Below are 23777 nucleotides of genomic sequence, written 5' to 3'. Positions count from 1 at the left end.
AAAAAGTGAAGCCATTTACTGTTCATAAAGGGAAAGTAGCCGGCATCGACCGCGCCAATATTGATACAGACCAAATTATTCCGAAGCAATTTTTAAAACGAATCGAACGGACAGGATTTGGCAAGTTTCTCTTTTACGATTGGCGCTATATCGACGGGGAAAAACCCAATCCTGATTTTGAGCTAAACCGTCCGGAAAACGAAGGAGCTACGATTCTAGTCGCTAATGAAAACTTTGGCTGCGGTTCTTCGCGCGAACATGCGCCATGGGCGCTGCAAGATTACGGATTTCAGGCGATTATTGCCCCATCGTTTGCCGACATTTTTTATAACAACTGTTTAAAAAACGGGTTGCTGCCGATTCGATTAGAGAAAGAGGATGTGGAATATTTATTACAGGAGAGCAAAAAGGCGGATTACGAATTAACGATTTCGCTAGAAGAACAGCGGGTATACGACGATCATGGGTTTGTTCGGACGTTTGCTATTGATCCATACCGCAAACAGCTTCTATTAAAAGGCTGGGATGAGATCGATTTAACCTTCGTTTATGAGCCGTATATTGTTGAATATGAAAGAAAGCATTGTCCGCTGCCGTAACGGTGGGAAGCTGTTCCGACAAAAACGTTGGGACAGCTTTTTTGCATGTTTTGCTTGTATCTTGCCGGAAAACTTGTTACACTTGTGTCAAAAATTTTATTGGAGCGGGCGAGGATGAATAGGGATAAGAATGGAAAAGTTATTTTGTTTCCGCGCGTAAAGGAACGGCTTGTGGAAGAAGGATTGGAGGCATTGGAGGCGAAACGGTACGAGGAAGCCCTTTATTTTTTCAGCGAGGCGGAGCAACTTGGGGAACGCCGTTTTTCCGTCCAGCTTAGCATGGCCCTCTGCCATTATGAACTAGGGAATTTCCATGAAGCCGAGCGCCGCTTGCGTGTATTGTTGCAGGAAAATGAAGGGAATACGGATTTATTGCAAATGTATTTGTCCATCTTAATGCAAACGCAGCGGTATGAACAAGCAGAAGCGGTTATCCGTGACGCGTTGCGCCATCATCCTCTTCCTACATCTTTTCGGGAAAATTTGCTACACTTGTTTCGTTTCGTCCAAAAAATGAACAAACGTCCGTTGCCTCCTGCCGAACAAGAAAAAGTGCAGAGATTGTTCGAGTCGAACGATATAGCGGAACATATGCATGTAATCAAGCAGCTGGAGAAAGAAGACATTGCTCCTGTACTTCCCTTATTAAAGCAATATTTAATCAATGAAACAAACAGCCCGATCGTCAAAACGATGCTGCTGCGTTTGCTTACGTTAAAAAATATTGATGATGTCGTGACGGTTGAGAAATTTGGAAAAAGAATCGAAGTGATACCGGCGATGTTAAACGAACAGGCGGAAACAGCGTTTGCCGCAGAGCTGCTAGAGCGTCTGGAACGTTGTCTCGCAAACGAAAATCCAAGTTTGTATGATGTTGCGGCAGAGATTTGGCTTCGTTACACGTATGTTCTTTATCCATTTTCCCCGGAGCCTGCCGCAAGCCATGCGTGGATGGCGGCGCTTCATTTTGTTGCCTGCCAATTTCAAGGAGCGCCAGTGACGATGGAGAAAATTGCTGCTCGATACGGTGTTTCAGTGGAAGAAATCGCAGCACTTTGCGACAAACTTTGCGATATAGAGAATTTTTCCTACTTTTAATCGTTTACTCTATGTTGAAACATTATCGTTGTATGTTATAATATAATGGCTGTATTGCGTATATGTTTTTGTATGTTTCACTACATATATGGAAATCATAACAAGATAATGAAAAATGGTTTCGCTTCATTATCTTCCTCTTTTTTTATTACCATGAATGATTTTTGGTTGGAGGGAATATTATGTCAGTCAAATGGGAAAAACTTGAAGGAAACGAGGGCGTTCTTACGGTTGAAGTGGACGCGGAAAAAGTAAATGAAGGCTTGGATGCGGCATTTAAAAAGGTAGTGAAAAATATTGCGCTTCCAGGATTCCGCAAAGGCAAAGTGCCGCGCGTGATTTTTGAAAAACGCTTTGGTGTCGAAGCTTTGTATCAAGACGCATTGGACATTTTATTGCCGGAAGCATATGCCAAAGCGGTCGAGGAAGCAGGAATTGAGCCTGTCGATATTCCGGAGATTGATATTGAGCAAATGGAAAAAGGGAAAAACCTTATTTTTAAAGCAAAAGTAACAGTGAAGCCGGAAGTGAAATTAGGCCAATATAAAGGACTAGAAGTAGAAAGAATGGATACGACAGTGACCGATGAAGATGTAGAAAATGAATTAAAACGTCTGCAAGAAAATTATGCAGAGCTTGTCGTCAAAGAGGATGGCAAAATTGAAAACGGAGACACCGCAGTGATCGACTTCGAAGGATTTGTTGACGGCGAGCCATTTGAAGGCGGCAAAGCGGAAAACTACTCGCTTGAAATCGGTTCCGGCACATTCATTCCGGGATTTGAAGATCAATTAATCGGCATGCAAGCAGGAGAAGAAAAAGAAATTGAAGTAACATTCCCGGAAGAATATCATGCGAAAGAGTTGGCGGGCAAGCCGGCAACATTTAAGGTGAAAGTGCATGAAATAAAAGAAAAACGTCTTCCAGCATTAGACGACGAATTTGCCAAAGATGTAGACGATGAAGTAGAAACGCTGGAACAATTAAAAGAAAAAATCCGTACAAGACTGGAAGAAGCGAAAAAGAATGAAGCAGAAGCAGCGCTGCGCGACGCATTGGTCGAAAAGGCGGCGGAAAATGCCGAAATTGATATTCCAGAAGTAATGGTAAAAAATGAAACGGACCGTATGTTGCGTGAGTTTGATCAACGTTTGCAAATGCAAGGGCTTAACCTTGACCTTTACTATCAATTCTCGGGTCAAGACGAAGCAGCTTTGCGTGAGCAAATGAAAGAGGATGCTGAAAAACGCGTCCGCGTTGCCTTGACTCTCGAAGCGATCGCAAAAGCAGAAAATATTGAAGTAACGGAAGAAGAAATCAACGAAGAATTGGAAAAAATGGCGAAAGCCTATAATTTGGAAGTTGAAAAATTAAAAGAGCTATTAGGAAGCCTAGAAGGCGTTAAAGAAGATTTAAAATGGCGGAAAACGGTTGATTTTCTTGTAGAGAACAGCAAAGTTGCGGCATAATATATTATAAAGAACAAGGCGCGAGACGTTCGTGCCTTGTTCTTTATAACAAAAAATGGGATGTGATAAAAAATTTTCTAATTTTTCTAACACATTATATTTTTTTCATTAGCTTTTTGGGGATCATTTATGATAAAATGACCAATACATAAGTTTTGTCGGCGAAGGTTTGTGGGGAAAACAAAGTACATACAAGTGTGCGATTTCAGACTAAGGGGTGAAACAGATGTTTAAATTTAATGATGAGAAAGGACAGCTAAAGTGTTCATTTTGCGGGAAAACGCAGGATCAAGTCCGCAAGCTCGTTGCCGGTCCAGGCGTATACATATGTGACGAGTGCATCGAGCTTTGTACCGAAATTGTGGAAGAAGAGCTGGGCAATGAAGAAGAATTTGAATTTAAAGATGTGCCGAAGCCAATGGAAATTCGCGAAATTTTAGATGAATATGTCATTGGTCAGGATGAGGCGAAAAAATCATTGGCGGTGGCCGTGTATAACCACTATAAACGCATTAATTCCGGCAGTAAAATCGATGATGTCGAATTATCGAAAAGCAACATTTTAATGATCGGACCGACAGGAAGCGGAAAAACGCTGCTTGCGCAAACATTGGCGCGCATTTTGAACGTGCCGTTTGCGATTGCCGACGCGACATCATTGACAGAAGCTGGATATGTTGGGGAAGACGTGGAAAATATTTTGCTGAAACTGATCCAGGCAGCTGACTACGATGTAGAGCGGGCGGAAAAAGGCATCATTTATATTGATGAGATCGATAAAATCGCCCGTAAATCGGAAAACCCATCCATTACTCGCGATGTATCTGGCGAAGGGGTGCAGCAGGCGCTGTTGAAAATTTTAGAGGGGACGATTGCAAGCGTTCCTCCGCAAGGCGGCCGCAAGCATCCGCATCAAGAGTTCATTCAAATTGATACGACGAACATTTTATTTATTTGCGGCGGTGCGTTTGATGGGATTGAGCCGATTATTAAACGCCGTCTAGGGAAAAAAGTAATTGGATTCGGCGCTGATATGCAACAGTCAGAAGTGGATGAAAAGAATTTATTGTCCAAAGTGCTTCCAGAAGACTTATTAAAGTTTGGACTGATTCCAGAATTTATTGGCCGTCTTCCGGTAATTACCACATTGGAGCCGCTTGATGAACAAGCGCTAGTCGATATATTGACAAAACCGAAAAACGCGATTGTCAAACAGTACCAAAAAATGCTGGAGCTTGATGGAGTGGAACTCGAATTTGAAGAAGAGGCGTTGCGGGAAATCGCGAAAAAAGCGATTGAGCGAAAAACAGGGGCACGCGGCCTTCGCTCGATTATTGAAGGCATTATGCTCGATGTCATGTTCGAGCTTCCGTCCCGTGAAGATGTGCAAAAATGCATTATTACGCTCGAAACGGTCCGTGATAATAAGCCGCCAAAACTGATTCGCCACGATGGCACCGTTGTGGAACAAGAACGGAAAACATCGGCATAATCAGAGGGAAACTGCCTTATGATAAGGCGGTTTCTTTTTTTGTTTATTCCTGCCTGTTCGCGGAGATACTATCATTACTACATACTATTTGAAGGCAGGAGGATTTCAGAAAATGAATTGGACAAATGTCGTGTTATTGATACAACTGTTTTTCGGGATTATTATCGGCCTTTATTTTTGGAATCTGCTAAAAAGCCAGCGGGTGCAAAAAATTTCTATTGATAAGGAATCCCGAAAAGAAATGGAGCAGCTGCAGAAACTGCGGTCCATTTCGCTGACCGAGCCGTTGGCGGAAAAAGTGCGGCCGAAAAGTTTTGACGATATTGTCGGACAGGAAGATGGGATTAAAGCGCTTAAAGCAGCATTATGCGGCCCAAACCCGCAACATGTCATTATCTACGGACCTCCTGGCGTTGGAAAAACGGCGGCCGCCCGCCTTGTTTTGGAAGAAGCGAAAAAAAATCCGCTTTCCCCATTTAAGAAAAACGCCGTATTTGTCGAGTTAGATGCCACAACAGCACGGTTTGACGAACGCGGCATCGCCGACCCGTTAATCGGCTCAGTGCATGATCCGATTTATCAAGGTGCCGGGGCTATGGGCCAAGCAGGGATTCCCCAGCCGAAACAGGGGGCGGTCACCAACGCGCACGGCGGAGTTTTGTTTATTGACGAAATTGGCGAGCTTCATCCGATACAGATGAACAAATTGTTAAAAGTATTGGAAGATAGAAAAGTATTTTTCGAAAGCGCCTATTACAGCAAGGAAAATCCGCAAATTCCGAGCCACATCCACGACATTTTCCAAAACGGCCTTCCGGCGGACTTCCGACTTGTAGGAGCGACGACAAGAACGCCGAATGAAATTCCGCCAGCGATTCGCTCGCGCTGTTTAGAAGTGTTTTTCCGCGAATTGGACCAAGATGAAATTGCGCTTATTGCGAAAAAAGCGGCGGAAAAAATCCGTTTAAAGGTGTCAGAAAGCGGAATCCGCATTCTTGCGTCTTATGCGCGCAACGGCCGGGAAGCGGTCAATATTATGCAAATTGCCGCGGGGATTGCCATTTCCGAAAACCGCGAAAAGATTTTAGATAAAGATATTGAATGGGTCATTCATTCGAGTCAATTGTCACCGCGTTATGAAAAGAAAATTACAGGAACGCCGTCGGTCGGGCTTGTTAATGGTTTGGCGGTATATGGCCCGAATACCGGCGCGCTCTTGGAAATTGAAGTCACTGCGCTGCCGGCAAAAGAAAAAGGAACGATCAATATTACCGGCATCGTCGAAGAAGAAAGCATCGGAAGCCGGGAAAAATCGATTCGCCGCAAAAGCATGGCAAGAGGGTCGGTGGAAAACGTCATCACCGTATTGCGGGCGATAGGCGTACCGGCGGACCGCTATGATATTCATGTGAATTTCCCAGGCGGAGTTCCTATTGACGGACCGTCGGCGGGAATTGCCATTGCGACTGGAATTTATTCCGCGATTTATCAGCTCCCTGTCGATTGTGCCGTAGCCATGACAGGTGAGATCAGCATTCGCGGTTATGTCAAGCCGGTCGGAGGAATCTTTCCGAAAATTAAAACGGCGAAACAGGCAGGGGCGAAAAAGGTAATTATTCCGGCCGAAAATATGCAGTCGATTTTACGTGAAGTAGAAGGGATTGAGATTATCCCGGTGCGTCGTCTAGAGGAAGTATTTTTGCACGTATTTGGCGAAGAAGCCGCCTTGCCCAACAATGCTGTTCCTGCGGCCGCCGATCATTCTGAAAAGAAGACCGTGTGACCGTAATGTTACGACTTCGACGAAACAAAAAAGATGTCGAAGTCGGTTTTTCTTTGTTATTATATTTAAAATAAAAGGCCTATCGGAAAAAGCATGTTTTTCCACGATTTGCTTGGATAGTGAATGGGCTGTTTTGTTGAGAGTGGGAGAGTCTATACTTAACCGTCTCTGGCCATAGGCTAGGTATGGTCCGTCTAAATCCAACAAGTCGTTTTTTGGGCGAAAACAGCCGGCAATGATGGCGAAAGGGAGATGCCATCGATTTGCAACATGGCATTTTACAAATTGTGCCGCGGTGCTATACAATAGACGAATAGAAGTGAGATATGGAGGTGTTCGTGGTGAAGAAAAAAGAGCTTGTCGTTCCCCTTTTGCCGCTAAGGGGATTGCTTGTTTTTCCAACGATGGTGCTGCATTTGGATGTCGGACGGGAGAAATCGGTAAAAGCGTTGGAGCAGGCGATGGTCGAGGATCACATCATTTTGCTGACGTCACAAAGAGACGTTTCCATTGATGAACCGGAAATGGATGATTTGTATAAAATGGGGACGCTTGCTCGCGTAAAGCAGCTGCTGAAGCTTCCAAACGGAACGTTTCGCGTGCTGGTCGAAGGAATCGCGCGGGCGCTCATTACCGAGGCAGTCAGCGAAGAACCATATTTTGTTGTGAAAGTGGAAAAATTTGTAGACCGCGCCGCGAAAGATTTAGAAGATGAAGCATTAAGACGGACAATGCTCGAATATTTTGAACAGTACATAAACTTATCGAAGCGATTATCCGCGGATATTTATGCTTCGATTGTCGATATTGATGAACCGGGGCGGATGGCCGATATTATCGCTTCCCATTTGCCGCTGAAGCTCGAAGAAAAGCAGCGCATCCTTGAGATGATTGACGTGAAAGAGCGGGTGAATAAAATTATTCAAATCCTGCATAATGAAAGAGAAGTGCTTCAGCTGGAGAAAAAAATCAGCATGCGCGTCAAACAATCGATGGAGCGCACGCAAAAAGAATATTATTTGCGTGAGCAAATGAAGGCGATTCAAAAGGAGCTTGGCGAAAAAGAAGGCAAAGCAGGAGAAGTAGAGGCATTAAAGGAAAAAATTGAAGCGGCCGGCATGCCAAGCCATGTGAAAGAAACGGCGCTCAAAGAGCTCGACCGCTATGAAAAAATACCAGCGACCTCAGCGGAAAGCGCGGTGATCCGCAACTATTTAGACTGGCTGATCGCCCTTCCTTGGTCGAAACAGACGGAAGACATACACGACATTAAACGGGCGGAAGCGATATTAAACGAAGATCACTACGGTCTTGAAAAAGTCAAAGAGCGGGTGCTGGAGTTTTTATCCGTGCAGCAGCTAACAAAATCGCTAAAAGGACCAATTCTTTGTTTGGCAGGACCTCCGGGGGTCGGAAAAACATCGCTGGCCCGTTCCATAGCGAAGGCGCTTAACCGCCGCTTTGTCCGCATTTCCTTAGGCGGAGTTCGCGATGAATCGGAAATTCGCGGCCATCGCCGCACCTACGTCGGCGCAATGCCTGGACGTATTATTCAAGGGATGAAAAAGGCGGGGACGATTAATCCGGTATTTTTGCTCGATGAAATTGACAAAATGTCGAGCGATTTTCGCGGCGACCCATCCGCAGCGCTGCTTGAAGTGCTCGATCCGGAACAAAACCATACGTTCAGCGACCATTACATTGAAGAACCTTATGATTTATCGAAAGTGATGTTTATTGCAACGGCGAACAATTTAGCGACGATTCCGCAGCCGCTGTTAGACCGGATGGAAATCATTCATATTCCTGGTTATACGGAAGTGGAAAAGCTGCAAATCGCGAAACGGCATTTGCTGCCAAAACAGCTGAAAGAGCATGGCTTAAAAAAATCTTCTTTGCAAATACGGGACGATGCGATGCTTCATATCATCCGCCATTATACGCGGGAAGCAGGGGTGCGCGAATTGGAGCGGCAGCTGGCCGCGATTTGCCGGAAAGCGGCGCGCCTCATCGTTGCCGAGGAGAAGAAACGTGTCATTATCACCGAAAAGAATATCGAAGAATTTTTAGGCAAAAGAAAATACCGTTACGGGCAGGCGGAATTGGAAGATCAAGTCGGCGTGGCGACAGGACTTGCCTACACAGCGTTTGGCGGCGATACGCTATCGATTGAAGTGTCGCTGGCTCCGGGAAAAGGAAAGTTGGTGCTGACGGGAAAATTAGGCGATGTCATGAAAGAATCCGCCCAAGCAGCGTTTAGCTATGTGCGCTCGCGGGCTGAACAGCTTGGCATTGATCCGGATTTTCATGAAAAATACGATATTCATATTCACGTTCCCGAAGGAGCAGTGCCGAAAGACGGACCATCCGCGGGGATTACCATCGCAACCGCGCTGATTTCCGCTCTAACAGGCCGTTCGGTAAGCCGCTTTGTTGGCATGACGGGAGAAATCACGCTGCGCGGCCGCGTTCTCCCAATCGGCGGATTGAAAGAAAAAACGTTAAGCGCCCATCGCGCCGGCTTGAAAAAAGTCATTTTACCAAAGGACAATGAAAAAGATTTAGAGGATATTCCTGATGTGGTAAAAAAAGATTTGCAATTTGTGCTCGTTTCTCATTTAGATGAAGTTCTACAACATGCATTGGTAGGGGATCAGCAATGAACGTGACAAAAGCGGAAATTGTCATCAGCGCCGTAAAGCCGGAACAATACCCGGACGGCAACTTGCCGGAGTTTGCGCTGGCCGGCCGCTCGAACGTCGGCAAATCTTCGTTTATTAATAAAATGGTGAACCGGAAAAATTTAGCGCGGACATCATCGAAGCCGGGAAAGACGCAAACGTTAAACTTTTATTTGATTAATGAATCGCTCTACTTTGTCGATGTCCCGGGATATGGATTTGCGAGAGTGTCGAAAAAAGAGCGGGAAGCATGGGGAAAAATGATGGAAACGTATTTTACGACAAGAGAACAGCTGCGTGCGGTTGCTCTCATTGTTGACTTGCGCCATCCGCCGACAAAAGATGATGTCATGATGTATGAGTTTTTGAAGCATTATGATATTCCAACGATCATTATTGCGACGAAAGCAGATAAAGTTCCAAAAGGAAAATGGCAGAAGCACGGAAAAATAGTACGTGAAACGTTGAAGATGGCAGACGGCGATAAATTGATCTTGTTTTCGGCGGAAACAGGCCAGGGGAAAGAAGAGGCATGGGCGGCATTAGAGCGATTTCTTTGAGAAAAAACACCAGCTTGATAAACGCTGGTGTTTTTTGTATGGATTATCTTCGTTTTACCAATAATATGTATATACCAACAAAGATTAGCCCGAGAGGCCAAAGCTTCCAAATCAATGAAATGCTTGTTTCGACGATATGAAACAGCGGCTGAAATTGTTCGGAAAACAACATAATAAAGGCCAATGCTAAAAAAAAGATGCTTTGGCCAAGTCCGCTTTTTACTTTTCGGGAGCTAATGAAAAACGCTATCGCAATGATAAAGAAAAAGACGCCGATATGATTTGGCCATTGCTTGAACCAGTGTGCAAACAAAAAATGCAGGCCAAATCCAAGTAGAATGATGCCCGGAAAAAGATGTTGGTATTCACGGGCGGAATACGCCTGGCCGATTAGCGCCGCTCCGAAAATGATCAACAGCGCTGGCCAGTCTTGAAAAAGATGCAGCAATGGGGAGTGAAGCTGATTGGCTAAAAAGTAAACGCCCAGTCCAACGAGAATAATGCCAGAGAACGTCGCGTGTTTTTTCATCGGTTCCTCCCAGTTTTTCGACAAACTTTTTTATTTTATGATACAATGACTACTGTATCAAGTTTATCATATGCTTTCTACTATGTTCACACTTTTTTCACAAAGATGAAAGACACATGTGTGTTATAATAGGGAGAGATATTTTATGTACTTGACGAATAAGGGGGGATCAAGAACGTGCATGTAGTTGTCGTTGGCATAAACTATAAAACGGCCCCTGTTGAAATCCGTGAAAAACTCACGTTTAGCGAGCCGGAATTGGCTGATGCGATGAAGCAATTGCAGCAGCAAAAAAGCATTTTGGAAAATGTAATCGTTTCTACATGCAATCGTACAGAAATTTATGCGGTTGTCGACCAGTTGCATACTGGGCGTTATTATATAAAAGCATTTTTAGCGGATTGGTTTCATATCGGAATTGACACGTTTGCGCCGTATTTAAATGTGCTTGAAAACGAAGCGGCGGTGGAGCATTTATTCCGCGTTGCTTCCGGCCTCGATTCAATGATTTTAGGAGAAACGCAAATTTTAGGACAAGTGAAAACAAGCTATCTTCTTGCTCAAGAAGCAGGAACGACTGGCACGATTTTTAACCATTTATTCAAACAGGCGGTGACGTTTGCCAAACGCGCCCATTCGGAAACAGAAATCGGCGCAAACGCCGTGTCTGTAAGTTATGCAGCGGTCGAGCTTGCGAAAAAGATTTTTGGCGATTTATCCTCGAAACATGTGTTAATTATCGGTGCCGGCAAAATGGGAGAGCTGGCGGCACAAAATTTATATGGCAATGGCGTGAAAAAAGTAACCGTTGTCAACCGCACGCTCGAGAAAGCGAAGCAGTTGGCGGAAAAATTTTCTGGAACGGCAAAATCGCTTGGTGAGCTGTCATGCGCGCTTCTGGAAGCGGACATTGTCATTAGCTCTACTGGTGCAAAAGATTATATCATCACGAAAGAAATGATGGTTCATATAGAGAAAATGCGGAAAGGTCGTCCGCTATTTATGGTCGATATCGCTGTTCCGCGCGACTTAGACCCAGCGATTGCCGAGTTAGAAAGCGTCTTTTTATATGATATTGACGATTTAGAAGGAATTGTGCAAGCGAATTTAGCAGAGCGCGAAAAAGCGGCAAGACAAATCGAGAATATGATCGGGTCGGAGATTGTTGCCTTCCAGCAATGGCTGCAGACGCTCGGCGTTGTGCCAGTGATTGCCGCGCTTCGTGAAAAAGCGCTGACGATTCAAGCGGAAACGATGCGAAGTATTGAACGGAAGTTGCCGCACTTATCGGAACATGACCGAAAAGTTTTAAATAAACATACAAAAAGCATTATTAACCAATTGCTGCGCGATCCGATTTTGCGGGCAAAAGAGCTGGCAGCAGAGCCAAATGCCGAAGAAGCGTTGCAATTGTTTATGAGAATTTTCAATATCGAAGATGCCGTTGAGGCGCAAAAGCAAGAAAAAGCAGATGGTCAGCGCGCTGCTATGCCATCCCTACAGTCCTAAGAGAGGATTTTGGCATATGTTTGAGATGACCGTGACTCGTTTATATGAGCTTTCTATTCTTTTTTATGTCCTGTCCATCCTTCTATATTTTGTCGATTTTCTTCAACGTAACCGGAAGGCGAATCAAATCGCTTTCTGGTTACTTTCTATTGTTTGGATGTTTCAAACGTTTTTTTTCTTGTTTCGTATCATACAGACAGGGCGTTTTCCGGTTTTAACGATGTCGGAAGGCCTTTATTTTTACGCATGGTTGCTCATTACGTTATCTCTTATCATTAACCGGTTGATGTGCGTTGATTTTATCGTTTTTTTTACGAACGTGCTGGCGTTTTTAATTTTGGCGATACATACGTTTGCACCGAGTCACCACCAGTCACCGGCCGCTGCCGAACGGCTCATTTCCGAACTGCTTATCATCCACATTACCATGACACTGCTCGCGTACGCGGCGTTTTCGCTTTCGTTTATTTTTTCGGTTTTATACATGCTGCAATATAGCTTGTTAAAGCGGAAAAAATGGGGAGAACGGTTGTGGCGGATGGCTGATTTGACGAAATTAGATTTTATGTCATATGTTTTAAATTTAATTGGATTGCCTATGTTGTTATTAGGATTAATTCTTGGAATGATTTGGGCATATATCAAAGTGGAAGATTTTCATTGGTATGATGTGAAAGTGTTAGGTTCGTTTGTTGTACTTGCAGTGTACAGTATTTATTTTTACAAGCGCATTGTCCAGCAAGTGCAAGGAAAAACGATTGCATTATGGAATATCGGCTCGTTTTTATTTTTATTGGTAAACTTTTTCTTATTCGGTAGTTTATCGAAATTTCATTTTTGGTATTCGTAGTGGAGGAATGAAAGATGCGAAAAATCATCGTCGGGTCGCGGCGCAGCAAACTTGCGCTCACCCAGACAAACTGGGTCATCGAACAGCTGAAGCAATTAGGAGCACCGTTTGAATTTGAAGTAAAAGAAATTGTCACAAAAGGAGATAAAATTGTCGATGTGACGCTCTCTAAAGTCGGAGGCAAGGGGCTGTTTGTCAAAGAGATTGAACAATCGATGTTAAATAGCGAAATTGATATGGCCGTACATAGCATGAAAGATATGCCTGCTTTGCTGCCAGAGGGCCTGACTATTGGCTGCGTGCCGCTAAGAGAAGATCCTCGCGATGTACTCATCAGCAAACAGAACAAAACGTTTTCCGAACTGCCGGATGGGGCAATCATTGGGACAAGCAGTTTGCGACGGTCCTCGCAAATACTCGCCAAGCGGCCGGATGTAAACATCAAATGGATTCGCGGCAACATTGATACGAGACTGGCGAAGCTGCAAAACGAAGATTATGACGCCATTATTCTTGCGGCGGCCGGGTTAGTGCGCATGGGCTGGGCGAGCGATATGGTCACCGAATATTTATCGCCGGACATATGTGTTCCCGCTGTTGGACAAGGAGCGCTGGCGGTGGAATGCCGTGAAAATGATGACGAGCTGCGCGAATGGCTGCAAAAATTAAACGACGTCAATACCGAACGGGCGGTGCGGGCGGAACGCGCCTTTTTGCAGCAGATGGAAGGAGGCTGTCAAGTGCCGATCGCCGGCTATGCGTATATCGATGAACAGAATGACATTGTGTTAACCGCGCTTGTCGCGTCGCCCGATGGAAAAGAAATGTATAAAGAAATGGTAAGCGGAACGAATCCAGAGGAAGTTGGAATCCAAGCGGCAGCCCTATTAAGCGAACAAGGAGCGAAGGCATTAATCGAGCGAGTGAAAGAGGAGATGAATCGGTAATGGAAGGCGGTCCGTTAGCGGGGAAAACGGTACTGGTGACAAGAGGGAAAGAACAAGCGAAAACGTTCGCGGAGAAGTTGCGCGCAGTGGGAGCAACGCCGATTGAAATTCCGCTTATTTCGATTTCTCCTTCTTCCCATCGTGAAGAAATTGAACAGTGTGTGCGCCAGCTTTCCGATTATGATTGGCTCGTTTTTACAAGCGCGAACGGCGTCCGGTTTTTCTTTCCGTTTGTAAAAAAGGAAACGCCGCTTCCAAAAGTGGTGGTAGTCGGAAAGAAAACGGCGGCGGCTTTAAAAGCGTATGGCGTCTCTCCTGCCGTCGTCCCTGACGAATTTGTTGCCGAAGGGGTGATCGAGGCGCTAAAACCGCTTGTGAAGCCGCGCGACCGTGTTCTTTTAGTGAAAGGAAATTTAGCAAGACCGGTATTGCGAGATGCGCTGATGGACATGGAAGCAGACGTAACGGACCTTATTGTGTATGAAACGTCGATGAACGAATCAGGAAAAGAGCAATTGCTATATCTATTGCGGGAAAGAAAACTGGATGTGATCACGTTTACCAGTTCCTCTACCGTACAAAGCTTTATACGGATGATGGAAGGAGAAGATATCGATTCATTACTTAGCGGCTGCGCGGTTGCCTGCATCGGTCCCGTTACGAAGGAAACAGCGGAAAAAGCGGGACTTTCCGTGCATATTTGTCCAGATCAGTATACGATTGATGATATGATAAAAGAGATGGAATTTTATTTTGCAAAACGAACGATGGAGGGAAAATAAATGGCAACATTACAATTTGATCGCCACCGCCGCTTGCGGCAAAGTGCGAATTTGCGGGCGATGGTAAGAGAAACACGTCTTCATGTAGACGATCTTATTTATCCGATTTTTGTCGTCGAAGAAAAAGGGGTAAAACGGGAAATACCGTCCATGCCAGGAATATATCAATTTTCGCTTGACCGTTTAAATGAGGAAATGGATGAGGTCGTCCAGCTAGGCATTAAATCGGTCATCGTTTTCGGAGTGCCAGCCGAAAAAGATGAAGTCGGCTCACAAGCATATTGCGAACATGGTATCGTCCAGCAGGCGATCCGCCAAATCAAAGCAAATTATCCAGATATCGTTGTCATTGCTGATACATGTTTATGTGAATATACAAGCCATGGACATTGCGGCGTGGTCGAAAACGAACAAGTATTAAACGATCCGTCGCTTGAATTGCTGGTAAAAACAGCCGTCAGCCAGGCGCAGGCAGGCGCGGATATTATCGCTCCTTCGAACATGATGGACGGGTTTGTTGCGGCGATTCGCCAAGGACTCGATGAAGCCGGATTTACGAATGTGCCGATTATGTCGTATGCGATTAAATATGCGTCCGCATTTTACGGTCCGTTCCGTGATGCTGCGGATAGCGCGCCGCAATTCGGCGACCGCAAAACATATCAAATGGATCCGGCCAATCGCCTCGAGGCGTTCCGCGAAGCGGAATCGGATGTGCGGGAAGGCGCGGACTTTTTAATGGTAAAACCAGCGCTCGCTTATATGGATATTATCCGTGACATTAAAAACCATTTCCACCTTCCGCTTGTTGCCTATAATGTCAGCGGCGAATACTCGATGGTGAAAGCAGCGGCGCAAAACGGCTGGATTAATGAAAAAGAAATTGTCATGGAAATGCTTACTGGCATGAAGCGGGCGGGCGCCGATTTAATTATGACGTATTTTGCTAAAGATGCGGCTCGCTGGCTAAATGAATAGAAAGGAGAACCGTAAATGGTGCGAAGCTATGAACGTTCGAAAGCAGCGTATGAGGAAGCGGTCCGGCTGTTGCCTGGCGGGGTGAACAGCCCGGTGCGCGCGTTTAAATCCGTAAAAATGACGCCAATTTTTATGGCGCGCGGCAAAGGTTCGAAAATTTACGATATCGATGGCAATGAATATATCGATTATGTGCTGTCATGGGGTCCGCTTATTTTAGGTCATGCGAATCCTCGTGTTGTCGAGGCGTTAAAAAAAGTAACGGAAAACGGCACAAGCTTTGGCGCACCGACATTGATTGAAAACGAGTTAGCGAAATTAGTGATTGAACGGGTGCCGTCCGTCGAAATAGTTCGTATGGTGAACTCCGGAACGGAAGCAACGATGAGTGCGATTCGGTTGGCACGCGGCTACACAGGACGCAATAAAATTGTTAAATTTGAAGGAAGCTATCACGGCCATGGCGACTCGCTATTGATCAAAGCTGGTTCAGGAGTAGCGACACTTGGGTTGCCGGATAGCCCTGGTGTTCCAGAAGCAGTGGCGCAAAATACGATCACTGTTCCTTACAACGATTTAGAAAGCGTCCGCTACGCATTTGAACGATTTGGCGAAGATATCGCTGCCGTGATCGTTGAGCCGGTTGCCGGCAATATGGGAGTCGTTCCGCCGGTCCCGGGCTTTTTGCAAGGATTAAGAGACATTACGAAACAGTATGGGGCGCTGCTTATTTTCGACGAAGTCATGACCGGCTTCCGCGTTGATTATCATTGCGCTCAAGGCTATTTTGGCATTGAGCCGGATTTAACGTGTCTTGGAAAAGTCATCGGCGGCGGGCTGCCGGTTGGAGCGTACGGTGGAAAAGCGGAAATTATGGAAAAAGTCGCGCCGAGCGGTCCGGTTTATCAAGCCGGCACTTTATCAGGAAATCCGCTCGCCATGACGGCCGGATATGAAACATTGATTCAGCTGACGCCGGAAACATACGATGAATTCCGCAAAAAAGCGGATCGATTGGAAGAAGGATTACGCAAAGCGGCGGAAAAATACGAAATTCCGCATGCGATTAACCGCGCTGGTTCGATGATCGGCTTTTTCTTTACCAACGAGAAAGTCATCAACTACGAAAAAGCGAAAACGTCCGATTTAGATATGTTCGCGACCTATTATCGCGAAATGGCGGAACAAGGCATTTTCCTGCCGCCGTCCCAATTTGAAGGATTGTTTTTATCGACCGAACATACCGATGAAGACATTGAAAAAACGATTGCGGCGGCAGAGCGCGCGTTTGCGAAAATTCGCGAAGGAAAATAAAGGAACGGGTTGTCCACTTTCGGATGGACAACCCGATTTTTTTATTCATACTGCTTCTTTTTCCTTCATACAATGGATAATGTCATAGAAAACTTTTGCAAAGGGACGGAAGGAGGAAACACGGTTGGAGCAATCGTATTTGCGTTTTTCCCTCGAGGAATCGGTTTGGTTTAAAAAGGGACAGGAAGTCGCTGAATTTCTTTCTATTTCGCTTGATCCAGTCGTCTCGGTCGATGAATACGAGCAATATATTACGATTCGCGGGGCTTTGCAATTAAACGGGGAATTTCGCCTGGCGGAAGGGGAAGTAAACGATACAGATATAGATACAGATTCTTTTGATTTTGTCAGCCATCGTTTTATTCAGCGCGTTTCTACGCGTGAGGACGGCATTAGTGAATTGTCGCACCGCTTTCCTATCGATATTACGATTCCGAAAAATCGCATTCACCATTTAGAAGATGTGTACGTAACGGTGGAATCGTTTGATTATGATTTAGATGAAGATGGGAGATTGCTAGTGACGGCAGATATTTCGATCAGCGGCATTAGCGAAGCGCCGCTTCACGAGGAGTTTTCGGCCATCGAGGAAGAAGATGACGAGCTTTTGTTTGAGCCGTTTGAAGTGATCGCGCGCAAAGAAGCATATGAAGAAGAGCAGCAAGAGCAGCGAGACGAGCAAGCGGAAGAAACGGTTTCTCCTATTATCGATAATGTGTTTGCGCAATCGGACGAAGAGCAGGAAGAAACGGCTGCCGATCGAAAAGAAAAGAAAGAAAAGAAATTAGCGGAAAATGTGGTGCCGCTAGAGCGCGATGAACAAATGATTGAAAGGCAAGAGGTGGCGCCATCGCCTGCAAACAATGAAGCGAACGAAGAGAAAGAAGAAGCGATTGCCGATCGAAAAGAAAAGAAAGAAAAGAAATTAGTGGAAAATGTAGTGCCGCTAGAGCACGATGAAAAAACGATCAAAAAGCAAGAAACAGCGGCATCGTCTGCAGACAATGAACCGGTAAAAGCGGTTGAAGAAAATGAAGAAGCAGAAGAAAAAACCGCTGTTTTGCAGCAAGAGGCAAAAGTATCCATTGGGGCCGTCAAAGAAAACGATGAAGACGAAACGAAGGAAGAGGAAAAACCAAAAGTGAAGAGCGAAAATGCGCTATATTTAACGAAACTATTTGCCAAAAACCAGGTGGAGGAATTTACGAAAGTAAAAATCTGCATCGTCCAGCAAGGAGATTCGTTGGACAAGATTGCCGAACGGTACGATCTCACCGTGCAACAATTGCTGCGCGTCAACGAATTGGAAAGTGCGGAAGACATTCATGAAGGGCAATTGTTATATATCCCGGCGCTGGCGGGAAGCCGCTCTTCGTAGTGAGGGACTGATTTTTCCTCACTTCTTTTTATGGAGAGGGGGGAATTTCTTTGAAGGAGTATGTACCCATTTTGCAGCAATACGGGTTAAAGCCGTTTCGCGTCGATGATTACGGGAAAGTCAAAAAAGTCTATACGAACGCCGGATTATTCGCCTTAAAAGAAATAACAAACGCACAGGAAATGGCGGCCGTTCAACAATCGTACATGCTGTATGGAAAACAATTGGTTCCCCTTTATTTATCAAGGCAAGGTTTGCCGTTTGTCTCGCATGGCCGGCATTATTATTTAATGCCGTGGATTTCGCTGGAAGAAAGAAAAGAAAATCACGAACAAATTCGTTCTTTTTTCCGCACTCTCGCTGATTTGCACCAAACATCGCTAAAACAGATCGATGTTCGCGAAGAAGAGATCAATGCCTATTATGAGCAAAAAAAGAAGGAATGGGAACAGCAGCGTTCCTTTTTGCAAGCTTATATAGAAAAATGCGAAAATACATGGTATATGTCGCCGTTTCAGCTGCAATGCTGCGCCTATTTTCATGAAATCATGCAGGCGTATTGGTTTGCCGAAACGGAGCTAGAGAAATGGTATGAAAAGATAAAGGAAACAAAAAAATGGAGAATCGCTTGGATTCACGGAAAAGCACGGCTTTCTCATTATATCGAAACAGGAAAGGAACAGCGCTATTTTTTTAGCTGGGAACGGGCCAACTGGAACTCTCCGCTTTTCGATATCACCATGGCTCTTCGCTATCATATGCGCACATTCCCGCCAGTCGGTGATGAATGGGAGGAAGGAATAAAGGAGTATGAAGAAACGTTGCCGTTATTGGAAGAGGAGCGCGCTTTTCTTTACAGCCAGCTTGCCCAGCCGCACTTTTTTTATCGCTGTATTCATGAATATGAAACAAAACGGCAACACGAAAAAAGCGAACGTGAATATGTTGCCGAATTGCAGCGCCATTATTTGGCGATGAAAAATATGGAATACACCGTTATGCGACTTGTCCAGCAAAAAGAGACAGAAAACGCTAAATCCATTCCAGATGAAGCGCCACCGCAATAAGCACAAAGATGGCCAATAAAATGACATCAAATGTCGTCGGTAAAAAAATCGTGCGGACTGCTTGAAAAATGGTAAGCGGGATAATCAATTGCGCACAGATGGCACGCAATTGGCGAAGCCACGGCGGCCACGAGTACGGATTAAATCGTCTCATCTTTTCGTCCCTCCTCCTTCTTTTCGTTACTATTAAAATATGATTGGACGGTGTTTTTGTCACCAAAAACGAAGGAATGGAATAAATAAATAAAAACTTGGAAAAGATGATTGACGGAAGAATTCTTTTTTCGCTAGTATAATAATCAGAGAATCACATAGCAAAAAGGCGAAGATAGGGAGGAGTACAACGGATAACGCCTTCAGAGAGGGAAATCAGTAGCTGCGAGATTTCCTAGGACGGTTATCGTTGGAAGGTCGCCCTGGAGCTGCTTCTTTGAACGGCTTTACGCCCAGTAAAAGGAGCCGGTTTTATTGCCGTTACTGCAATGAAGTGCTTAAGCAAGGCAAAGTTGCTTAAGAAAAAAGGTGGTACCGCGAAAGCATCTCCTTTCGTCCTTTTTCGGATGAAAGGAGTTTTTTATTGGAAAAAGGAGGGAATGGAAAGATGGAACAAAAAGAAATTACGATGTCCACCAAATATGATCATAAAGCGGTGGAAGCGAATCGCTATCAATGGTGGCTTGACGGAAAATTTTTTGAAGCGACGGGCGATCCCGATAAAAAGCCGTTTACGATCGTGATCCCACCGCCAAACGTAACAGGGAAACTACATTTAGGACATGCGTGGGACACAACGCTGCAAGACATTATTACGCGCATGAAACGGATGCAAGGCTATGATGTGCTGTGGCTTCCGGGAATGGACCATGCCGGTATCGCCACGCAGGCAAAGGTCGAAGAAAAACTGCGCAAGCAAGGGCTGTCGCGCTACGATTTAGGGCGTGAAAAATTCGTCGAAGAAACGTGGAAGTGGAAAGAAGAATATGCGAACCACATCCGCCAGCAATGGGCAAAATTAGGGCTTGGACTCGACTATACGCGCGAGCGCTTTACGTTAGATGAAGGCTTATCGAAAGCGGTGCGCGAAGTGTTCGTGTCGCTTTACCGAAAAGGGCTTATTTATCGCGGCGAATACATTATTAACTGGGATCCGGTAACAAAAACGGCGTTATCGGATATTGAAGTGATTTATAAAGAAGTAAAGGGCGCGCTTTATCATATGCGTTATCCGCTTGCCGACGGCTCGGGCTACATCGAAGTGGCGACGACCCGTCCGGAAACGATGCTTGGCGATACGGCGGTAGCCGTTCATCCAGATGATGAACGCTATAAACACCTCATCGGCAAAACGGTCATTTTGCCGATTGTCGGCCGTGAAATTCCGATTATCGCCGATGAATATGTCGATATGGAATTTGGTTCCGGAGCGGTGAAAATTACGCCGGCGCATGACCCGAACGACTTTGAAGTCGGAAACCGCCACAACTTGCCGCGCATCCTTGTCATGAACGAAGACGGCACGATGAACGAAAATGCCTTGCAATACCAAGGATTGGACCGTTTCGAGTGCCGCAAGCAAATCGTCAAAGACCTGCAAGAACAAGGTGTGCTGTTTAAAATCGAAGAGCATGTGCATTCTGTCGGCCATAGCGAACGCAGCGGCGCGGTCGTCGAACCGTATTTGTCGACGCAATGGTTTGTGAAAATGAAGCCGCTTGCGGAAGCGGCGATTGAGCTGCAAAAAACGGAAGGAAAAGTGCATTTTGTTCCGGAGCGTTTCGAAAAAACGTATTTGCATTGGCTGGAAAACATTCGCGACTGGTGCATTTCCCGTCAATTATGGTGGGGACACCGCATTCCGGCCTGGTACCATAAAGAAACAGGTGAAATTTACGTCGACCATGAACCGCCGGCGGATATTGAAAACTGGGAACAAGACCCGGATGTACTAGATACATGGTTTAGCTCAGCACTGTGGCCGTTTTCGACGATGGGCTGGCCGGATACCGACGCAGCCGACTACAAACGGTATTATCCAACCGATGTACTTGTCACTGGATATGACATCATTTTCTTCTGGGTATCGCGCATGATTTTCCAAGGCCTTGAATTTACAGGGAAACGGCCATTTAAAGATGTGCTCATCCACGGCCTTGTCCGCGACGCGCAAGGAAGAAAAATGAGCAAATCGCTCGGCAACGGTGTTGATCCGATGGATGTCATCGACCAGTACGGCGCCGATTCGCTCCGCTTCTTCTTGGCAACCGGAAGCGCGCCTGGACAAGATTTGCGTTTTAGCACTGAGAAAGTGGAAGCAACGTGGAATTTTGCCAATAAAATTTGGAATGCGTCCCGCTTCGCACTGATGAACATGGGCGGAATGACGTACGACCAGCTAGATTTAAGCGGCGAAAAATCGGTTGCCGACCATTGGATTTTGACACGCTTAAATGAAACGATCGAAACAGTGACAAAACTCGCTGAAAAATACGAGTTTGGCGAGGTCGGCCGCGTGCTGTATAACTTCATTTGGGATGATTTATGCGATTGGTATATTGAAATGGCGAAGCTTCCGCTTTATGGCGATGACGAAGCAGCGAAGAAAACGACGCGTTCTGTATTGGCATATGTGCTTGATAATACAATGCGCTTGCTTCATCCATTCATGCCGTTCATTACCGAGGAAATTTGGCAGCACCTTCCTCACGAAGGCAAGTCGATTACGGTAGCGAAATGGCCGGAAGTTCGCCCAGAGCTTTCGAATGAGGAAGCGGCGGAGGAAATGCGTTTGCTTGTTGACATTATCCGCTCGGTTCGCAACATTCGCGCCGAAGTAAACACACCGTTAAGCAAACCGATCAAGCTGCACATTAAAGCAAAAGACGAGCACATTCAAGCGACATTGGAAAAGAACCGCGCGTATTTAGAGCGGTTCTGCAATCCGAGCGAGCTCATTATCGCAACGGACATCGCGACGACGGAAAAGGCGATGACGGCGGTCGTCACCGGTGCGGAATTGATTTTGCCGCTTGAAGGGCTCATTAACATCGAAGAAGAAATCAAACGGCTCGAAAAAGAACTCGAAAAACTTAATAAAGAAGTCGAGCGGGTGCAAAAGAAACTAAGCAACGAAGGGTTCCTCTCAAAAGCTCCGGCGCATGTGGTGGAAGAAGAGCGGAGAAAAGAAAAAGACTATTTAGAGAAACGGGAAGCGGTTCGCGCCCGCCTGGAGGAATTAAAAAAATAGACAAGGGAATATTGCTTCTTTTATCATGAAGACGAATCCGTTATTTTGGATTCGTCTTTTCTTATCATCATGGTTGCTAGTATAAGGAGGAATAGGTGATGGTTCGTACCTATGAAGAAGCGCTAGAGTGGATTCACGGACGTTTGCGTTTGGGAATAAAACCGGGATTAAAACGAATGGAATGGTTTATGGAAAAACTCGGGCATCCAGAACGCCGCGTGAGAGCGATTCATGTTGCTGGAACCAACGGAAAAGGTTCGACTGTTAGTTACTTGCGTCATATTTTACAAGCGGCCGGTTATTCCGTTGGAACGTTCACTTCTCCGTATGTGGAACAATTTAATGAACGAATAAGCGTGAATGGAAAACCAATTCGTGACAAAGAAATGGTGGAACTCGTGCAAGTGATCCAACCGCTTGCGGAAGAACTGGAAGAAACTGACCTTGGTGCGCCAACGGAGTTTGAAGTCATCACGGCGATGATGTTTTATTATTTCGGGAAAAAGAACGTTCAGGACGTTGTACTTATTGAAACCGGGCTTGGCGGCCGTTTTGATTCAACGAACGTCATTTATCCGCTTCTTTCCATAATCACCAACATTGGCTATGACCATATGAATATTTTGGGAGAAACATTAGATAAAATCGCGTTGGAAAAAGCGGGCATTATTAAATCAGGCATACCGTTGATTACCGGCGTCAAGCAGCCGGAAGCCTGGACGGTGATTTCGGAAAAAGCGGCGTCACTGAAAGCAAAAACGTACCGGCTTGGAGAGGACTTTTTTATTGTTCAGCACGAGTCGGTCCATGATGGAGAACGTTTTTCGCTGGAAACGCCGTTTTCACAATATCCTGATTTAAAAATTACGATGTTTGGAGCACATCAAGTGCAAAATGCGGCGCTGGCGGTGATGGCGGCGGAGTATTTGCGGTTGTGCTATTCGTTTTTGATTGAAAAAGAACATATTTATGAAGGACTGGAAAAAACGAAATGGATCGGCCGTTTTGAACAGGTAAGCAAAAAGCCGCTGATCATTGTTGACGGCGCTCATAACGAAGAGGGAATTCGCAGCCTTGTCGATACGGTGCGCTCCCACTATCCGGATAAAGAGGTACATGTGTTATTCGCCGCGCTCAACGATAAGCCGCTTGGCCAAATGATCCCTCCTCTTGCCGACATGGCGACAACGATGACATTTACGACGTTTGATTTTGCGCGCGCTGCATCTCCTGAGCAGCTTGCTGAGTTGTGCGACCATCCGCGCAAAGCGACGACGGACGACTGGAAAGGCTGGATCAAAGAAAAGAAAAAGCAAAAACGAAGCGATGCCCTTTTCTTGATTACCGGATCGCTTTACTTTATCGCGGAAGTAAGAAATTTTATGAAAAAGTGATATTCATGTCGAAAAAGTTGCTGGTATAATAAAGAAAAATAGTACTTTTGAAGGGGGAGGGGAGGAGTGTGGTGCTTGGACGGAAGTGCGTGGCATTAGTTGT

At 45.5% G+C, this 23777-nt stretch carries 19 protein-coding genes and 1 other annotated feature; of the genes, 17 read left to right on the top strand and 2 right to left on the bottom strand.

Annotation, left to right across the window (positions count from 1 at the left end):
• The first annotated feature begins 5 nt into the window (after nucleotides 1-5).
• The 7 genes from leuD (at nucleotide 6) to yihA (ending at nucleotide 9682) form a co-directional block, all read left to right on the top strand.
• Nucleotides 6-599 carry a 3-isopropylmalate dehydratase small subunit gene (gene leuD, locus BDD39_RS10930; protein WP_166910578.1) on the top strand — a complete coding sequence of 198 codons (594 nt, stop codon included), beginning with the start codon at nucleotides 6-8 and terminating at the stop codon, nucleotides 597-599.
• Between the two features lie 114 nt (nucleotides 600-713).
• Nucleotides 714-1697 carry a tetratricopeptide repeat protein gene (locus BDD39_RS10925; protein WP_166910576.1) on the top strand — a complete coding sequence of 328 codons (984 nt, stop codon included), beginning with the start codon at nucleotides 714-716 and terminating at the stop codon, nucleotides 1695-1697.
• 182 nt (nucleotides 1698-1879) lie between these two features.
• Nucleotides 1880-3166, top strand: a complete 1287-nt coding sequence (tig, locus tag BDD39_RS10920; RefSeq protein ID WP_166910574.1) for a trigger factor — start codon at nucleotides 1880-1882, stop codon at nucleotides 3164-3166.
• A gap of 226 nt (nucleotides 3167-3392) precedes the next feature.
• The gene (gene clpX / locus BDD39_RS10915; protein ID WP_043905664.1) at nucleotides 3393-4658 is read left to right on the top strand and encodes an ATP-dependent protease ATP-binding subunit ClpX; all 1266 of its coding nucleotides are present in this window, start codon (nucleotides 3393-3395) and stop codon (nucleotides 4656-4658) included.
• 112 nt (nucleotides 4659-4770) lie between these two features.
• Nucleotides 4771-6441: an ATP-dependent protease LonB gene (lonB, locus tag BDD39_RS10910; RefSeq protein WP_166910572.1), complete on the top strand. Its 1671-nt coding sequence runs from the start codon at nucleotides 4771-4773 to the stop codon at nucleotides 6439-6441.
• A gap of 326 nt (nucleotides 6442-6767) precedes the next feature.
• Nucleotides 6768-9104, top strand: coding sequence for an endopeptidase La (gene lon / locus BDD39_RS10905; RefSeq protein ID WP_166910570.1), 2337 nt, complete (start codon nucleotides 6768-6770; stop codon nucleotides 9102-9104).
• The gene (gene yihA / locus BDD39_RS10900) at nucleotides 9101-9682 is read left to right on the top strand and encodes a ribosome biogenesis GTP-binding protein YihA/YsxC (protein WP_166910568.1); all 582 of its coding nucleotides are present in this window, start codon (nucleotides 9101-9103) and stop codon (nucleotides 9680-9682) included. Before lon ends, yihA begins: the two co-directional genes overlap by 4 nt.
• 43 nt (nucleotides 9683-9725) lie before the next feature.
• On the opposite strand, the gene BDD39_RS10895 is transcribed toward yihA, so the two are convergent.
• Nucleotides 9726-10211, bottom strand: a complete 486-nt coding sequence (locus BDD39_RS10895; RefSeq protein ID WP_166910566.1) for a LiaI-LiaF-like domain-containing protein — start codon at nucleotides 10209-10211, stop codon at nucleotides 9726-9728.
• A 177-nt stretch (nucleotides 10212-10388) separates the two neighbouring features.
• On the opposite strand from BDD39_RS10895, the gene hemA reads away from it, so the two are divergent.
• The 8 genes from hemA to ysxE all read left to right on the top strand — a co-directional run bounded on the left by hemA (nucleotide 10389) and on the right by ysxE (nucleotide 19036).
• The gene (gene hemA / locus BDD39_RS10890; protein ID WP_166910564.1) at nucleotides 10389-11720 is read left to right on the top strand and encodes a glutamyl-tRNA reductase; all 1332 of its coding nucleotides are present in this window, start codon (nucleotides 10389-10391) and stop codon (nucleotides 11718-11720) included.
• A gap of 16 nt (nucleotides 11721-11736) precedes the next feature.
• The gene (gene ccsA / locus BDD39_RS10885; RefSeq protein ID WP_166910563.1) at nucleotides 11737-12570 is read left to right on the top strand and encodes a cytochrome c biogenesis protein; all 834 of its coding nucleotides are present in this window, start codon (nucleotides 11737-11739) and stop codon (nucleotides 12568-12570) included.
• A gap of 14 nt (nucleotides 12571-12584) precedes the next feature.
• Nucleotides 12585-13517, top strand: a complete 933-nt coding sequence (hemC, locus tag BDD39_RS10880; RefSeq protein ID WP_166910562.1) for a hydroxymethylbilane synthase — start codon at nucleotides 12585-12587, stop codon at nucleotides 13515-13517.
• Entirely contained in the window at nucleotides 13517-14299 is a 783-nt protein-coding gene (locus BDD39_RS10875) for a uroporphyrinogen-III synthase (protein WP_208404378.1), read from the top strand. Before hemC ends, BDD39_RS10875 begins: the two co-directional genes overlap by 1 nt.
• Nucleotides 14300-15277, top strand: coding sequence for a porphobilinogen synthase (gene hemB, locus BDD39_RS10870; RefSeq protein ID WP_166910561.1), 978 nt, complete (start codon nucleotides 14300-14302; stop codon nucleotides 15275-15277).
• Nucleotides 15278-15295: 18 nt separating this feature from the next.
• Complete coding sequence (hemL, locus tag BDD39_RS10865; protein ID WP_166912381.1) at nucleotides 15296-16591, top strand: glutamate-1-semialdehyde 2,1-aminomutase; 1296 nt, start codon at nucleotides 15296-15298, stop codon at nucleotides 16589-16591.
• A gap of 124 nt (nucleotides 16592-16715) precedes the next feature.
• On the top strand, nucleotides 16716-17969 hold the full coding sequence (gene spoVID, locus BDD39_RS10860; protein ID WP_166910560.1) for a stage VI sporulation protein D: 1254 nt from the start codon (nucleotides 16716-16718) through the stop codon (nucleotides 17967-17969).
• Between the two features lie 50 nt (nucleotides 17970-18019).
• Nucleotides 18020-19036, top strand: a complete 1017-nt coding sequence (gene ysxE, locus BDD39_RS10855; RefSeq protein WP_166910559.1) for a spore coat protein YsxE — start codon at nucleotides 18020-18022, stop codon at nucleotides 19034-19036.
• Here the strand turns inward: ysxE and BDD39_RS10850 are convergent.
• A complete protein-coding gene (locus tag BDD39_RS10850) occupies nucleotides 19002-19190 on the bottom strand; it encodes a hypothetical protein (RefSeq protein ID WP_166910558.1) in 189 nt (62 codons plus the stop codon). The two genes, ysxE and BDD39_RS10850, sit on opposite strands and share 35 nt — an antisense overlap.
• A 162-nt stretch (nucleotides 19191-19352) precedes the next feature.
• Nucleotides 19353-19593 (top strand) — a binding site (T-box leader).
• Between the two features lie 44 nt (nucleotides 19594-19637).
• On the opposite strand from BDD39_RS10850, the gene BDD39_RS10845 reads away from it, so the two are divergent.
• On the top strand, nucleotides 19638-22280 hold the full coding sequence (locus tag BDD39_RS10845; RefSeq protein WP_166910557.1) for a valine--tRNA ligase: 2643 nt from the start codon (nucleotides 19638-19640) through the stop codon (nucleotides 22278-22280).
• A gap of 98 nt (nucleotides 22281-22378) precedes the next feature.
• Nucleotides 22379-23674: a bifunctional folylpolyglutamate synthase/dihydrofolate synthase gene (locus BDD39_RS10840; protein WP_166910556.1), complete on the top strand. Its 1296-nt coding sequence runs from the start codon at nucleotides 22379-22381 to the stop codon at nucleotides 23672-23674.
• Nucleotides 23675-23777: the final 103 nt, after the last annotated feature.

The sequence above is a fragment of the Saccharococcus thermophilus genome (assembly GCF_011761475.1).
GTDB lineage: Bacteria > Bacillota > Bacilli > Bacillales > Anoxybacillaceae > Saccharococcus > Saccharococcus thermophilus.
This window is presented reverse-complemented; position numbering and strand designations above follow the sequence as displayed.